The organism is Eisenibacter elegans DSM 3317 (assembly GCF_000430505.1).
GTDB classification, from domain to species: Bacteria; Bacteroidota; Bacteroidia; order Cytophagales; family Microscillaceae; genus Eisenibacter; species Eisenibacter elegans.
Window position 1 is genome coordinate 35686 of sequence record NZ_KE387152.1, and the last position, 16383, is coordinate 52068.

Sequence of the window (16383 nt, forward strand, 5' to 3'; positions counted from 1 at the left end):
AATAAGTAGTAATATCTCTGAAAGTAAGCGAGATAACATTTTATTGAAACCTCACCTCATAGGCGCGTGGCGGTAGCGCTCCACCTATTTTCTACCTCTTCTTCCAATGGTATCCCAGCCCTAGCTCAATCGCTTCGGCGGCGCCATAGTGTGTTTTGATACCAAAGTGCCCAAACCATCGGTAGCCTGTTTTGGGGGGATAATAGCGGATAGCCAATCGTTGGTACAAAGCCGTGTCTATCGCATCAAAAGGATGGTAGACATACCAGCCAACTTGAGTGTAGAGAGCCCAAGGCCCCACCAGCCAATCGTGTGAGACAAACAAGGCCACCCGCCTGAAATCCGATAACTGTTCGATAGCCCCGATGTTATAGCGGGCGTTCATCTCGGCATAGTGCAACTGACTGTGTGAGTATTCTACGCCGGTAGTGAGCAAGCTACGTTGCCCCAGTTGTTTGCCAGCCCCAATCATCAGGTTGAAAATAGCGTAGCGTTTGGGGTCTCCAGCGGTACGCGACACAGCGCTGCCGATGGCGGCAGTGTGTACAAACCAAGGGCTTGATTTACTTAAATCAGTGCTCGATTTGGCAGGGCGATCAAGCGGAGGGTTGCGCGGTGGCTGATAGCGCAGCCCGGCAGTAAACATATGCATATTCATACCGGCATTGGGTAGGTGATATGCCCCACTCGAGTAATGCACCAACTCTGTACCTAGGCGCAACGACAACTGTTGGGAAAGCCGTTGTTGGTAAGTGATAGAAAAAATCATTGCAGCATTGAGTGCGCCTCCCAGCATCGTATTCTGTTCATTATCAGTTAGGTCAAAAGGGTTGTCGGCATAACACAGTCCCGAACCTATCTGAAAGTGCAGACTGCTTTTTGGGCGTTCAACCCAAGTAAATTCCATCACCGGAATAAGCGCCAAGGTACGCCCCAGAGTAGGGTTATTGTAGTCGGTATATTGCATCAGCAGCCCAAACTTGGGGTATCGATAGCTGCTGTGCCAATCGGCGCTGCCATCAGTTGTACGATAGGCCGCCAGGCGGACAGCGCTTGGGGCTTGGGAAGTCAGGTGCCGAACATTGTCTTGAGAGTTCCAAAGATACCCTCGACTAAGGCTCGCTTCTAGTGTATAAGGAATGATTTTTGTGCGTTGGGCATACAGTGGTGTATGCCATAGGGATAAACTACCCACTAATAGCGTCCATATTCCTCCCCAAAAAAAAGATGATTGCATATCTTTGGTGTGTTTGTCGGATGATAAGCCGCTGGCAAATACATACTAAGGTTTACTTGATTCAAGAATTCACTTGATAATCAATGATTTTCAGAGCATACATTTTCCAAACTAATTTCGATTGGGTATATCTAATGCTATGGTTCTGGGCTGGGGTTTTGCCCAAGGCTTGGGCCCAAGATGCCCAAGGCTACTACCAAGAAGCTCTCAGCGCTTACGAAAATCGGCAGTTGGAAGTTGCCCTACAGCAGCTCAATCAGGCACTAGCTGCCGATACCGCATTTGCCCCTGCTTATGCGCGTAGGGGGCTGTTGTATTATGAGTGGTCAGATTATCCGGCGGCCATCAGCGACTACAACCAAGCCCTGAGCCTAGCGCCTGAGGCCGAAACCTACTACCAGCGTGCAAGCGCCTATACACAGTTGGGGCAATACACCATAGCCCTTGCAGACCTTGACCAAGCCTTGGCGATTGCCCCCAAAGCGACATATCTTGTGTTGAAAGGGGTTTTGTTGGAGCAGACTAACAAACTCAAACAAGCAGACCAAGCCTATACTGCGGCCTTGGCATTGGACGAAACCTACACCTTGGCCTATTATAACCGGGCGCTGCTGTATTTTGAGCAATACAACAAACCTAAGGCATCACTGATTGACCTCAATCAAGCCCTTGCCCTAGTTCCTGATTATGCGGATGCGCTACTGCTGCGGGCAGGAATTTATCTTGACCAAAAAAAATGGACAGATGCGCTGGCTGATTATGACAAGGTATTGACCAAAGACCACCAAAATGCACAAGCATATTTAGGGAAAGGCTATGCTTATTGGGGGCAGAAATCCCCCCTACAGGCCTGCCAAGCTTGGCAAAAAGCCGCCGCTTTGGGTAGCCTAGATGCCCAAGAGGCTTTACAAACCTATTGCCCCTGACCCACGTATGAGAGAAAATATGCGACAAATATGCTGTTTTTGCTATATTTTTGTAGGCCACAAAACCCACAATACTACCAGAATGTCTTTTCCCAATATGTTGCGTACCTTGATGATGGCCTTGCTGTTTTTCGGTACACCAATGCTTGCAAAGGCGCAAATCAATATGTTTCAGGTTTCACTCGAAAGCCCCCGACGTGCGGTATATTATGCGCAATTGGAAGCGCTAATACGAGAGCAAAAAGTAGTCGGAATCATTAATCAAGAGTACAACCCCTTTACCAAGGAGTATAAGCGCATTATCTTGTGGGAAGATGATTTTGTGGCTGAGGTATATTTTGTACACGAACAAAAAGGCTGCTTCTGTGTAGTATATCGCAATTCAGTAGACGAACACTATGTTTTGTATGTCGATGAGCACGGGTCCTTACAACGCCAGTATCTTGGCTGGGAGGTTAAGAGAATTATCTATAAAGAAATCAATCAATATACCATCTTGTTTGTGCTCAACTATGACAGCAACGACACCGGCGAGCAGATGGAGAAGTATGATGTATTTGTCAAGGATAACGACGACTGCTATAGCCGGCATTTTGTGATAGAGCAGTGGCTCAAAAGCCCACGCCCCAAGGTAGGCGGCCAGCTTGAAACAATTTATGTGGCAGACATAGCTTTTCAGGAGATAGATTATGAGTTTTTTGTGATACAAAAATATACTCACCCAGAGCAACGTGTTCGAACATATAAGTTTGACTTTAATATCGGAAGGTTTATTATCTACTAAAACCAACTGCTATTCTTCGAGCTAAAATATACCCCGCCCGTGTTCGTATCCTCGTGAGCAATCTAAAATATAACTTTAGCCTTGAATAGTGCCAGTATACCACTTTTAATAAACCTCTGACAATCATAGAATTTTGGGCAATATGCCGTTTCACCAAAAAAGCTTATTATTTTTGCCTGTATGAAAAGACTGCTTTTATTTTTGAGCCTGCTCAGCCTGAGCGCCTGCTACCAATATCCCGAAGTAGTAGCCATCGATTCGGTCAAGGTGTTGGATGTCAAAAACGACTCTATTTTTTTGGAGGTACAAATAGAGGTCTACAATCCGAATAAATTTACAGTGTCGCTCAATAACATTGATACTGACATCGAAATCAAGAAACTAAAACTAGGGCACTCTGTGAGCAAAGGCAAACTAGCACTCAGCCCAGAGCAAAATACAGCCACTACCTTGATGACCTCGCTGAGCCTCAAAGACGCAGCACATATCTACCCCGAAATCATTGATAAAGACAGTATCTTGGTTGGCCTCACAGGCAACTACCAATGGCAAACTTGGTTTGGAGCATACAATTTTTCTTATACCCAACAAAACTATATGAGTCCGAAGCGGCTGACAGCCCAAACAATGAAGCAGGTACTCTTAGATACAAAGCTGGGCATCAAAAACTACAAATCGCAGCTGGGTACAGAGCAGATTTATTTCAACATCTTACTCCAAATCGAAAACCCCTATTCTTTTGACCTAGGCCTTGATGAGGTCAATGTAGACATCAACATTCCCAACACTGATACGAAGCTGACTCAGTGGCGTTTGCCACAGGGGCGTATTATCAAATCGCGTGAAACCGCCTTGGTATCCGTAAAAGTCTTTATTGAAAGCAAAAACTTGGTTTTGATTTTACCCAAGCTATACCTTGATGGTAAGCCCACGCTCGCCGCCGAGGGGATGTGCAAGGTCAATATTGAAGGAGAAACATTTGAGCTGCCTATCAAACATCACCTGACCTTGCCATACATTCGATTGATGTAAGCCGCCCCTTGATTTAAGCTAGGGCTATAAAGCCGACAGACACCTATTTTGACACTCAATGACATTTTTTACCAATCCTACCACCGGCATTACCGGTTGGCTACGTCCTTATTACCAATTTCGCAAAACCTACAGCCCTTGGCTTTTGGTGCTTTTGGCTTTGGGTGTGCTTTGCTTGGTTCCGGTGGGGATGATTGCCTATCATCTGCTCTTGGGCAGTAAGTCAGCCGTTTGGCAGCATATTTATGAAAACCTGCTTTGGGGCTATATAGCCCAGTCTTCGGTTTTGCTCTTGGGCACGGCCTTGCTGTCTTTGTTGTGGGCTGTCCCCACGGCTTGGTGGGTAAGCGTGTATGATTTTCCGGGACGGCGCGCCTTTGAGTGGATGCTTATTCTACCGCTGGCCATTCCGCCATATTTGGCAGCCTATGCCTATGCTGGTATTTTTGACTATACCGGAGCGCTGTATACAGGGCTAAGGAGCTTGGGGGTAGCATCTCGTTGGATACAGGTGATGAATCTCTATGGGGCAATATTTGTGATGTCGGCGGTGTTGTTTCCTTATGTGTACTTGGCTGCCCGAACGGCCTTCTTGTTACAATCGCGCAACCTCCTAGAGGCAGGCAAGAGTTTAGGTGTATCAGGCTTTCGCCTGTTTTGGCGGGTGGCCTTGCCCTCGGCGCGCCCGGCCATGGCGGGGGGCTTGCTGTTGGTCTTGATGGAAGTACTCAACGATTACGGAACGGTCAAATATTATGGGGTAAGCGCCTTTACTACTGGTATTTTTAGGGCTTGGTTTGCGCTCGAAGACCTTCAGTCTGCACTCAACCTATCGGCGTGGTTGATGCTCTTCGTGATAGCCATTATCGCCTTGGAGCGATACCAACGCAATAAAGCACGCTACAGCAGCAATGTGGCTGCACGCCCTTTGTTGCGCAGCCGCCTAACGGGCTGGTGGCGATGGCTGATTCCGGCGCTGTGTATGCTGCCACTGGCCGCAGGATTTTTGTTGCCAATGGCTCAATTGGGGCACTGGGCTTGGATTGCCGGCGCCAAAGTTTGGAACGAAGACTTCGGGCGTATCCTCTGGAATAGCTTCGCATTGGCCGTGTTGGCTGCGCTGGTTTGTGTATTCGTAACAGTCTTGTTGGTCTATGCGGCACATACGAGCAAACACCTCTGGGCCAAGGGTTTGGCTCAGTTAGCAGTATTGGGTTATGCTGTGCCGGGGGCAGTGATAGCTGTCGGCATTATGAGTTGGGTCATCGGCCTAGACAAATGGCTCATAGCTGTGGCTGCGCGTTATTTCGATTGGCAAATAGGGCTGTTGCTTTCCGGCTCTTGGCTCTTGTTGGTCTATGCGTATATGGTACGTTATTTGGCTGTATCATACAACTTCATCGAGGCAGGCTTTCAGCGCATTGCTTTGGGGTTGGATGAGGCCGCACAGGCCTTGCGTATAGGCTCTGGCCTGCGTTTGTGGTTGATTCATATTCCTTTGTTGCGCAATGCCTTATTGGGTGGGGGGCTGTTGGTGTTTGTGGATGTACTCAAAGAACTGCCCCTGACCTTGATTTTGCGACCCTTCAACTTCCACACACTGGCTACAAGAGCCTATCAGTATGCCTCCGATGAGCTGATTACGCAGTGTGGGCTTCCGGCAGTAATCATTGTCTTGACGGGAGTGCTGCCTATTTTTCTAATCAACCGGTTGCTGAAGGCCAACATCTAGTGGCGAATAATCAGCTTCTCGAACATCGTGCGGCCTTGCTTGTTTCGTCCCTTCAACAAATACATCCCATCAGGCAGTCGAGGTAGCGTTAGTCGGTGTAGGCCTTGGTCACGGGGCAGCGCAAAGCTTGCTTTTTGTTGCCCATCGAGGCTGTAGAGTTGTAGGTTTTCGGGCAAATCAGTGCCTTCTACAGTCAGGCTACCACTGCTGGGATTGGGATAAATGCGCCAGTCAGTGGGTGGGCTTACCGGCTCAAACCCCGTAATGGGAGGTGTATTGACTTCTCCAAAAACAGGCCGTAGTAAGAGACTGCCCCGCAGCTCCGTATTTTGTTGCCAATTGCGGTCTAAGAAAAAGAAAATATCATTTCCAGAGTCGTTATTCTTGTCGTAGCCTATGGTCAGCCGGGTGTCTGTGGTTTGTTGCCAGCCAATGAATATAGTATCCTGTACCGGAATAGGCCGTTCTAGTGTGTAGGTCGTCAGCTCGTCCCTGTTGGAATATGTGATGGGCAGGCTGCGCGCCGATACCAAGGACTCGGGGCGGTTGTCAAGCCGGCTCCATACGGCCAACACAAAGGTTTCGCCGATAAGCGAGCGCTCAAAAGGCACAATATTGATTTGGATGGCGGTCAGGGTATCGGGCGTATTGAGCACAAAGCGATAGGCCACACGAGCCAAGCGCTGATTGACCCCTACAACATACTCTGCCGAGCCATCATCATAGGCATAGTAGTCGCCCAAGGTGGTAAAACTGACAATACTGTCGTTGGGTGTAAAGAGCGCAGGGTCACCAGTAACGACACTGAATTTAGTTTTGAGTGTTTTGGGGTTGTTATTGAGCGGAATCAGCGAGGCACTGAGCGGTGCTTGGACAGCTATGTTGCGCGCTCCGGCATTGATGAGTACCGACTCATTCAGAATCTCTACCGGACTACTTTTGGCAATGGTATCCTCTATAGTACAGCGGTAATTGATGACATTGAAAAAACTATTGAGGTTGTTGAGGCTAGTATTCACAAACGCGCTTAGCTCCTCTGTGGGGCGGGCGTTGAATTGCCGCACAGGCATTGCTCGATAGCGGCGTAATAATGAGGTAGGGGCTTGTACTGTAGCCACATCGAGGCGGGCGATGTCGATGGCGCTGCGGTTACGGTCTAGGTAAACATAATCGACAAACCAATGATCAAAAGGCCCAGAAAGACGGCCAAAAGATTGGAATCGAAACTGAAACTGCGCGTGCCAATAAGCAGGGTTATTGTTGAGCGGGATGAATACCTGCGCAAAATCTTGGGTAACACCACTGCCCCGCTGTACCCATACAGTATGCCATATATCGGCATTGTCCTTAAACTGTAGCCGGATAGAATCATCCCCATCCGGTACTTCGCCTAGGCCAAAGGCCTGCCAATAAAAACTCAAGAACACATCATCAGAAGCTTGGATACTGCTGAGGTCTATGGGGCGTGAAACCAGCTGATCTGCAAGGCCATTGGCCAATGGGTTATTGAATACATAAGGCTGCCCTTGTGCGTCAGCTCCATCGAAAACGGCTACGTTCAGGGTTGGGGGAGCTATACTGATATTGTTGCTGATATAAGTACCCCCGTTGGGCAGCCAATGAGCGGGGTTAGGGAGGCGGCTGGTGGTTGAGAAATCATCAAAAAAAGGCAGGCTCAGCGGTGTTTCTGTACTTCGAGGAGCATAACGCCCATCTGGGGCGGTATAAGTACTATGGTTGGGGGAAAGGATGAGCTGCGCTTGCGCCCAATAGGAAGCCAACAACAAGTATCCGCAGAACAAACAGAGAATGAAAGGCTTGATATTCATAGGCTTGAAGTAACACATCGGTGCAAGCACCCCCGGGTGTGGTGTATGGTGAATTGTGGGGTAGCAGCCTCTATAGGTATGAGAGGCTGCTACCCCACAAAGAGGAGACTATTCGTCTTTTTTCTTGTTTTTATCTTCTTTTTCCTTCTTACGTTTTTGGATGTCTTCGAGTTGTTCGAGGGTTTTGGTGCCCACTACGTTGTCGTCTTCATCTTCGTCGTCATCTTCACGAGCACCGGGGGCGGCATTGCCCGAGACCCAAAGATCCACACTGCGTCCGGCGCGAATCATATTGACGGGGCGGGTATCGGCAGGGCTGCCCGGGATGATGCCTTTGGGCAAGCGCCCGGCACGAACAGCAGGGATTTGCCTCAACACCGTGCCGATGTCGCGGCTGCTGTTGTATTCGTAGCTGATGGTACCTACTTGTAGGTCGCTGCCTTTGATGACCATAATGGCTTCGTCGAGCGGCAGGCCTACGAGGCTCGGCACGGGGAACTCCGTCTCGCCGAGGCCATCGCCCACTACAAGGTCTATCTTAGAGCCTTTGGGGATAGAATCACCAGCTTTGATTTCGCTACTTTTCCACCATTGCTCTAACACGGCATTGGTACTGTAATCGGGGCGGTATTTTACGCGGCCTACCTCTAGGTCAAGGTTGCGCAACATCCGTTCGGCATCACTAAAGGGCACATCCTTGAGCTGAGGCATACGTACTTTGGGTGGGTTGAAGGGCGTTACGATGACATAAATCTTACGGCCTTGTTTGACGGTAGCGCCCGGCTCAGGCGATTGATTCAGAACGGTGTAAGGCTTGACGTTCTTATTATAAGTAGAGTCTTTGACAATAAACACCATCCGGCGCTCACGCATTACCTGTGCTACTTCGTCGACACTCATTCCTATCAGGTTGGGTACTGTTACGCTTTCGCCATAACTTGTAATCCAAGGCAGGTAGCTGCTAAAGAAAAACAGCACGAACAAAAAGGCACCCACGACGATGATGCCTAAGTGGATGAGGAGGTCATAAACTGTGTTGCCTTTGACGAGAATAAGGCGCTTAGGTGCTTCCATAGTATATTATCGTGTTTCGGAGAGGGCGGTTGGATTTTGTTTGGCCAATGCAAAGGTAAGAATTGCGTCAATGAATTGGTAGGGTTTGTACTGATTCAGTGCGGCTTGATGAAAAATGACGGTGGCCGGAGTCATTCCGGGCAGGGAGTTGATTTCAATCACAACAACCTCGGCGCGGCTTTGGTCATACACTCGCACAAAAGCATCAATACGGGCGTAGCCCTCAATTTGGAGTATTTGGGCTACCTCAGCCAAACGTTGTTGTACTTGTGCCAGCAGGGCTTGGTTGGCTTGAGGGTCGGCAGCGAGGGGTGCCGGGGTGATGTTTTGACCTTCACCGGCAAGAAACTTTTCCTCCAGCGAGAGTACATCGCCAAGGGCAGGTGTTTCGGAGGGTAATAAGACTTCATAACGCAGGGAGCCATCGGGCTGATGATGGGTCAGCAGGCCGCAAGTGATTTCAAGAAAGCGTTGTGCGCCCTTGGCATCAATCAACTCCTCAACCAAGAAATATTCTTTTTGAGGAAACTCCTCACTAGGTTTGAGGCGCAGGGTGGTGCTTGCTTCGGGCAAAAACTCCGGTGTTGGGCGGAACATCATCTGTGCAAAAGCCGTCAAGGCTTGGCGAGAGGTGATTTTTTTTACTGCCGAGCTACAGCCATCGTCAGCAGGTTTGGCGATGAGTGGATAGCTAAACTGCGCTTCGAGTCGGTCGAGCAAGGCTTCGGGGTTGGCCTGCCATTCGTGGCGCTCTACCAAGGTATGGCCTGCTACGGCGATGCCCTCTTGGCGCAGGCGTTTGTTGGTTTCGTACTTGTTGATGGTCAGCTGTGAGCTGCTTACACCTGAGCCATTGTAGGGGAGGCCTACCTTTTCGAGTTCGGCTTGGAGCGCCCCATCTTCACCCGGTCTGCCGTGTAGGGCGATGAAAACGGCATCGGCCATCGCAGCCAGCTGCGCATAGTTGAGTTTTTTAGGATGCATCAAGGGGCTTCCGGCATACTTGCGGCGCAGGTCGGCAGTTTCATCAATGATTTGGGTCAAGACCTCACTCCCCAAACGGTAGACACCGGCTTCGTGGTGTTTGATTTTTTCGCGGGTATCGTCGGCATTGTCCTTCAACATAATATTGATAGGAATATGATACAGCTCGTGCGCTTGGTCGGAGCCTGTCAAAAACACGGGGAAAGGCTCGTACTTGGTCGAGGAGGCTAGTTTTTCGTAGACATTTCGCCCGCTCTCCATCGAGATATGGCGCTCGGAGGAGTAGCCACCCATCACCACAGCCACCCGTATTTTGGCCAGCTCTTGGGTTTGTGCTAGGTTGATTTGTGCATCGAGCTGTGTGAGCAATGCTTGGGCTCGGAAGCCAAACTTGCCGTTTTGGTGGCGTGCTTTGAGCGAAGTACGGATGAGGTAGGTCAAAAACTGCGAGGGGTTCAGCCCTATTTCAGCTGCCTGATGGAAGAAAAACGAAGCCGGCATCATCCCAGAGGTCGTATTGGGGTCATTGAGGTAGATATTGCCCTCATTGTCCAAAAACCCATCAATACGCGCATATACTTGGCAGTGGAGCGTCTGAAATAGCCGTTCACAAGCCTGCCGTATTTCGGCTATTTTTTCGGGCGTGGTTTCTATCGGGGTAATCTTGCGGCTGATGCCGGGCAAGTATTTGGCGCGGTAATCGAAAAGGTATTGGGTTTTACGAATTTCGGTAGGCGGCAACGCCACTACACGCGGGGCGTGGGGTTGGTGCGCTTCTTGCTCAATTACAATACACGAAAACTCTTTTCCTTCGATAAAAGACTCCAACAATACCTGTGTTTCGGGCTGCTCGGCTTCGAGCGTTAGCTGCTGCCCCGGGTACTGCTCCAGCAGGGCATACAACTCTTGAGGGTGGTACAGAACCGTCTCGGTGGCATCGGCTGCGTCAGGTCGTAAGCGCACCGGAAAGCCCAAGCCCTCGCGGATGTCCGTAAATTGGTACAAGAAGCGCTCTTTTTCGACAGTACTCAAGCTGCGCCATTGGGCGAGGTCAATGGTTTGGATAAAAAAGCCCTTGTCTATGGCCTGTGCCAGCGCTTCAGCACCTTGTTGCTCACGCACAATGCTGATACCAATAGAAGACCCTTGGTTGGGGGCTTTGACTACTACCGGAAACTGCACGGACTGTTGTACCAATTGTGTAGCCCAGAAGCCGCGTTGGTCGTGGGGCTGTGCCAGCCATTCTTCACGGCTGATGAGCTGCTGCTTGGGGCGCAAGAAGCCCGCCTGCTTCAGAATCTGTCCCTGGATTGTTTTGTTGATGCCAATGGCCGAAGGCAGAATACCCGAGCCTGTGTACGGAATTCCATACCATTCGAGCAAACCTTGGATGTTGCCATCCTCACCGTACCCCCCGTGGAGCGCCAAAAAGGCCACATCCATCAGTTGGGCAAACTCATGTGGATATATCCGGCGCCCCACCTTGGCCACTACAGCCTCTAAGTCGGCGGCAGAGAGCTGCCCTAGGCTTTCGAGATAAATCTGAAAGCGGCTGCCCGCCTCGCCACGCAATCGTTGGATTTCGGCCACCGGAGGGTAAAAATCACGGATAGTCCCCTTATACACATAGGGCCATTCCAGCAAAATAAAATTCCCGAGGCTATCCACAAAGATGGGTACAGGCTCAAAAAGCTGTTTATCGAGGTTGTCATATACGGTGCGTCCACCGGCAAAAGATACTTCACGCTCGCGGGACTGCCCGCCAAAGAAAATGCCTACTTTCATAAATGTATAAACCCAATCAAAATTGGTTTGGGAAGTGTATGTACTGAAAATCCTTGGGTATCAAGAAAATCAAATCCTGTCAATCCCCAAGTCAATTGAATCTTGGTATAAGTTCAGGGCAAGGTACTTCGGGCATTGTATGCTTCTTAGGTACATTGTTGCCGAAGTTCCGCTCTTGTTCAAGAGATAATCCCATAATCTCTGTAAGTATGTTATTCCCCCAACCACTCCTGTGCTTCGGCCACATCCTTAAAAGCAGCGATAGGGATAGTCGGCATTGCTTTTTTGAAATCATCGATAAATTGTTCCTGCGCAACTTGGGCAAAAAAATCAACCGAAAGCACCACTGCAATACGGCGAATAGGATGCTCTTGTGTCAACTGTCCAAACCACTCGACTAACGTATCTTGATTATCAGGAGTGAGAATGTGTTTACAGTTACTCCATTCGAGCAACAGCCGATGGGCTGCCTGTGAGCCTAAGCCTTGTCGTAAAGCCTCTAGCTCCTGCGCAAACGCTTCATCCTCAAGAGTAGGATGAGAAGCCCAAGTGTGTGTCAGCTGTGCCAAAGTCTCATCATATTGAGTGTGGCTGTATTGCGGTTGGTTTGTTGCCATAGTCCCCAAAAAGAAAGTTTTCTGATGTTGATCGCAGGTATATTGAGTAAATATACACAAATCAGTTGGGAATATCGGCGGCCTCCGAAGCCGCAGTATTATTTTCTGTGCTGCTTTTGCCGTTGGGAAGCGCTTGAGACACATCAGTGAAGAGAAAGGCAAACAAAATCACAAACACCCCCACAAAGATAGAAGAGTCTGCAATATTGAATATCGGCCAAAAGGCATAGTATTGATCTCCGATCAGCGGAATCCACGATGGCAGATACCCTTTCCAGATATCGACATAAATCATGTCCACGACCTTGCCGTGAAACCAAACCGTAGGCGCATCTGCCGGTGCATTGCCCAAGGCCCAACCATAGAATGTACTGTCAATCACATTGCCGGCAGCGCCCGCCAAGATGAGTGCCAGCGCGCCACTAGTCCAGCGGGGATAATTTTGGTCAATGATATATTTGAGATAAAAGGCAATCCCAATGGTAGCCAACAAACGGAAAAGCGTCAAAAACAGCTTACCATACACAAAATCCAACTCCAGCCCGAAGGCCATCCCCGGGTTTTCGATGTAGTGGATTTTGAACCAATTGCCCAAGACCTTAATCTCTCCGGCATCCCCCATGGGTATATTGAAATGCACCCAAAGCTTGCTGCCTTGGTCTATTAAAATCACTAACAGCGCTAGCAAATAATAAGGTAAGTACTTCATGTGTGATTAATTTCGATATATCAGGCAAAAGTACGAAATCTTTTGAGGATTTCACCCTTCCCACACGCCACTGGACATTTTTGGAAAAGTAGCTCGGAGCTCAAGCCCCGAGGCAAGCTGAGGCCTTCTTTGTGGACAACATCATGAGGCTTAACCCACAGTGTGATTTGGAAAATATCCAGTAGCATGACTTTCCTATAAATTCCCCGCGCTTTTGCAGGGCATACCCTGACCCAACAATATTTGACGCAAATCATGTGAGCAAGAAGATAGTTTTGCGAAGATTATTCTAAGCCAAAGTTAAGTCGTTTTGTGCCCAGGGTTGAATTTGTAAATCGTTGATTAATAATGTTTTTTAGTGCTTACAATAGTCTAAAGAAGAATATGCTGCATCGGAGCTGCAAATCGAATTAAAAAACTTTTTTGTGGATTATTTTGAAATATAATTGAAACCGGCGTAATTAGCGAGCTAATGCTTACGATGTTAGTAGTTGTGTTTTTCAATCACTAACAAATCAGTATAATTTCTTTCAATTCTCACTTAAACAATCAATTACATGAAGAAAGGTTTACTATTAAGCCTGACCTTGCTGCTCTCCTTCTTATATGTAGGAGTATTTGCACAAGGCAGATTGAGTGGGGTGGTTACCGATGATAAAGGGGAAGGCCTTCCCGGGGTAACCATCACCATTAAGGGAACAACCCAAGGTACAGCAACAGATATCAATGGACGTTATTCATTGTCTGTACCTGCTAACGCGATTCTTGTTTTCCGTGCTGTTGGTATGGAGAGCCAAGAAATTAGTGTTGGAGGACAAAGCACCTTAGATGTGTCAATGGCACCAAGTGTACAACAGCTACAAGATATAGTAGTTGTAGCCTATGGTTCACAGCAAAAGAAAGAGTTGACAGGAGCCGTTTCTTCTGTAGGTTCGGAACAACTCAAGGATTTACCATTATTAGGTATTGAACAAGGGTTACAAGGGCGAGCCGCTGGTGTACAAGTTACACAAAACTCTGGTACTCCGGGGAGTGGTATTGCTGTCCGTGTGCGAGGGCCTAGCTCTATCTCTGCAAGCAATGAGCCATTGTATGTAGTAGATGGCGTGCCAATCAACCAAGGTAACTATTCAAATATTGGAGTGGGTAACCAACAAACCAATGCTTTGGCAAACATCAACCCATCCGAAATCGAATCTATGGAGGTTCTTAAAGATGCCGCAGCAACTGCTTTGTATGGTTCTCGTGCATCTAATGGTGTGGTTTTGATTACTACCAAGCGTGGTAAAGTAGGACGCAGTGAGATTAATGTCAATTACTATACTGGTATTCAGGAAACTTGGAAAAGACTCACTCCCTTGACCGGACCTCAGCAAGTAGAGCTTTACAACGAAATGTTTGCTAATAGACTCGGATTGCCTATAGGCTCACCTGCTGCTATTAATACGGCGTTTAATTTCTTTGGCTCTCTGAATCCAAATGATGAGTTCAGGACACTCAATATATTCCAAAACCCTTCATTAGCTACTACTACTAATTGGCAGAATGAAATATTCCGTACTGCGGCCATACAAAATATAGAGCTATCAGCCTCTGGAGGTGATGCCCGTACTCAGTATTATACGGCTGTTAACTACTTCGAACAAGAGGGTATTATCAAAGGCTCTAAGTTTTCACGTCTATCTGGTCGTATAAATTTAGACCATCGTATTTCCGATCGCTTCAAATTTGGTACTAGCCTAGGTTTTTCTCGTGCAGTAAATTCACGTATCAACAACGATAATAACATTTTCGGGGTACTGTCTGCTGCCTTGTTGAATGCTTCGGATATTCCAGCAAGAAGATCAGATGGTTCTTATGCATTTGACCCTGCCTCATCAACTGACAACCCTCTAGCACAAGCCCTAGAGCCCACCAACTTGGCGATTAACAACCGTTTGTTTAATAACACATTTTTGCAAATTGATATATTACCTGGCCTTAGCTTCCGCCATTCTTGGGGTCTAGATTATGTGTATTTCCGCGAAGACCGTTTCATTCCCACCACTGTTCGTCAGGGTGTTGGTGCTAATGGTCAGGGCGATGTAAGTTCAGCTCAAGAAATCAACTGGTTGAATGAGAACGTATTGACTTACGGAAAATCTTTCGGAGATCATACAATCTCAACTTTGTTAGGTTTTTCTGTACAAGAATCTCGATTTGAGCGTGTAGCAGCACAGGCAACTAACTTCCCCGGCAATGATATCCGAAGATTGGCTGCTGGTGCCGTAAAATCTGAAGCTACATCTACTGGAACCTCTTGGGCACTAACTTCTTATTTCCTTCGTGCTAATTATGATTTCAAAGGTAAGTACTTGTTTACGGCTAGTATCCGTGCTGACGGTTCTTCTCGATTCTCTGAAAACAACCGATATGGTGTCTTCCCTGCGGCTTCAGTAGGATGGCGTATTTCTGAAGAGGGTTTCATGGACAATTTGACTTTTGTTAATGAGTTGAAACTCCGTGGTGGTATTGGAGTTACTGGTAACCAAGAAATCCCGAACTTTGGAGCCTTGGGCTTGTTTGGTGGAGGGGCTAATTACCTACAATTGGCAGGATTAGCACCTACTCAGATCGCCAACAATGATTTGAAATGGGAAACAACTGTACAGTATTCAGCTGGTTTGGATATAGGGTTATTCAATCGTGTAAACATTACAGCGGATCTCTTCCTAAAAGATACACGCGATTTGTTGTTGAATACGCCAATTCCTGCTACTTCAGGCTTTTCTACTTACTTGCTTAATGTGGGTGCGATGGAGTCTAGAGGAATTGAATTGGGCATCTCTGCTTCGCCATTAGGCGCAGACAAAGCATTCCAATGGACATCTGACTTCAACATCTCGTTTATTCGTAACAAGATTACACGGCTGGCTGACAATGTACCTCCCTTCGCACAAGGATTTGCCTCTTGGGTAGAGGTTGGGCAACCTCTTGGTACTTTCCGTGGTTACCGCGTAGAGGGTATTTTCCAGTCTCAAGAGGAAATTAACGCAGCCAATGCCCTGAACCCATCAGGTCCTTATCAACTAAATGCTGCTCCTGGTGATATCAAATTCCGTGATTTGAACGGTGATGGACGTGTAACTAATGATGATCAAGAAATCTTAGGCAACGCTCAACCAGATTTCTTTGGTGGATGGACTAACACCTTCCGTTACAAAGGCTTCGACTTGATGATTTTCTTGCAGTACACTTATGGCAACCTGATTTATAATAATACTCGTGCGTTCACCGAAGGCATGAATAGTGTATTTGGTCAAACTGCTGGTGTTTTGAATCGTTGGACTCCTACCAACACCAATACTAATGTACCACGTGCAACATTCGGTGACCTCAATAACAACCGCCGTACTTCTGATCGCTGGCTGGAAGACGGGTCATTCTTGCGTGTGAAAAACGTTGTTTTGGGCTATAATTTCTCTAAAAATGTAACCAATACCCTAAAATTGCGCAGCCTCAGACTTTATGCGTCTGCTCAAAACTTGTTTACATTTACCAACTACTCGGGTCTAGATCCTGAAGTAAATACCTTCAGTGGATCTAATACCGCCTTAGGAACTGACTTCCTTACTTTCCCTCAGGCGCGTACATACACCTTTGGTATCAATGTTGGACTATAACTTGAAATAACT

General features: G+C 47.8%; 11 protein-coding genes. 5 read left to right on the forward strand and 6 right to left on the reverse strand.

Going from position 1 to position 16383, the window contains the following annotated elements:
• Positions 1–91: 91 nt before the first annotated feature.
• Positions 92–1237: an acyloxyacyl hydrolase gene (locus G499_RS0110435; protein ID WP_026999897.1), complete on the reverse strand. Its 1146-nt coding sequence runs from the start codon at positions 1235–1237 to the stop codon at positions 92–94.
• 134 nt (positions 1238–1371) lie between these two features.
• On the opposite strand from G499_RS0110435, the gene G499_RS19570 reads away from it, so the two are divergent.
• From G499_RS19570 to G499_RS0110455, 4 genes are all read left to right on the forward strand, one after another.
• Positions 1372–2163: a tetratricopeptide repeat protein gene (locus G499_RS19570; RefSeq protein WP_026999898.1), complete on the forward strand. Its 792-nt coding sequence runs from the start codon at positions 1372–1374 to the stop codon at positions 2161–2163.
• 82 nt (positions 2164–2245) lie between these two features.
• On the forward strand, positions 2246–2947 hold the full coding sequence (locus G499_RS0110445) for a hypothetical protein (protein ID WP_154658405.1): 702 nt from the start codon (positions 2246–2248) through the stop codon (positions 2945–2947).
• A gap of 180 nt (positions 2948–3127) precedes the next feature.
• Positions 3128–3979 (forward strand): LEA/WHy family protein, encoded by an 852-nt coding sequence (locus G499_RS0110450; RefSeq protein ID WP_026999900.1) that lies wholly within the window; start codon positions 3128–3130, stop codon positions 3977–3979.
• 58 nt (positions 3980–4037) lie between these two features.
• On the forward strand, positions 4038–5711 hold the full coding sequence (locus G499_RS0110455; RefSeq protein ID WP_051296160.1) for an ABC transporter permease: 1674 nt from the start codon (positions 4038–4040) through the stop codon (positions 5709–5711).
• Here G499_RS0110455 and G499_RS19575 read toward each other — a convergent pair.
• The 5 genes from G499_RS19575 to G499_RS19585 form a co-directional block, all read right to left on the reverse strand.
• Positions 5708–7540 (reverse strand): T9SS type A sorting domain-containing protein, encoded by a 1833-nt coding sequence (locus G499_RS19575; protein WP_161627734.1) that lies wholly within the window; start codon positions 7538–7540, stop codon positions 5708–5710. The genes G499_RS0110455 and G499_RS19575 overlap by 4 nt on opposite strands.
• A 108-nt stretch (positions 7541–7648) precedes the next feature.
• Positions 7649–8614 (reverse strand): PASTA domain-containing protein, encoded by a 966-nt coding sequence (locus G499_RS19580; protein ID WP_051296162.1) that lies wholly within the window; start codon positions 8612–8614, stop codon positions 7649–7651.
• Positions 8615–8620: 6 nt separating this feature from the next.
• Positions 8621–11383: a D-alanine--D-alanine ligase family protein gene (locus G499_RS0110470; RefSeq protein WP_026999902.1), complete on the reverse strand. Its 2763-nt coding sequence runs from the start codon at positions 11381–11383 to the stop codon at positions 8621–8623.
• Between the two features lie 212 nt (positions 11384–11595).
• The gene (locus G499_RS0110475; protein WP_026999903.1) at positions 11596–12000 is read right to left on the reverse strand and encodes an STAS/SEC14 domain-containing protein; all 405 of its coding nucleotides are present in this window, start codon (positions 11998–12000) and stop codon (positions 11596–11598) included.
• Positions 12001–12061: 61 nt separating this feature from the next.
• Complete coding sequence (locus tag G499_RS19585; protein ID WP_051296163.1) at positions 12062–12709, reverse strand: lipoprotein signal peptidase; 648 nt, start codon at positions 12707–12709, stop codon at positions 12062–12064.
• Positions 12710–13266: 557 nt separating this feature from the next.
• Here G499_RS19585 and G499_RS0110490 point away from each other — a divergent pair.
• A complete protein-coding gene (locus tag G499_RS0110490) occupies positions 13267–16371 on the forward strand; it encodes a SusC/RagA family TonB-linked outer membrane protein (protein WP_026999905.1) in 3105 nt (1034 codons plus the stop codon).
• Positions 16372–16383 lie beyond the last annotated feature (12 nt).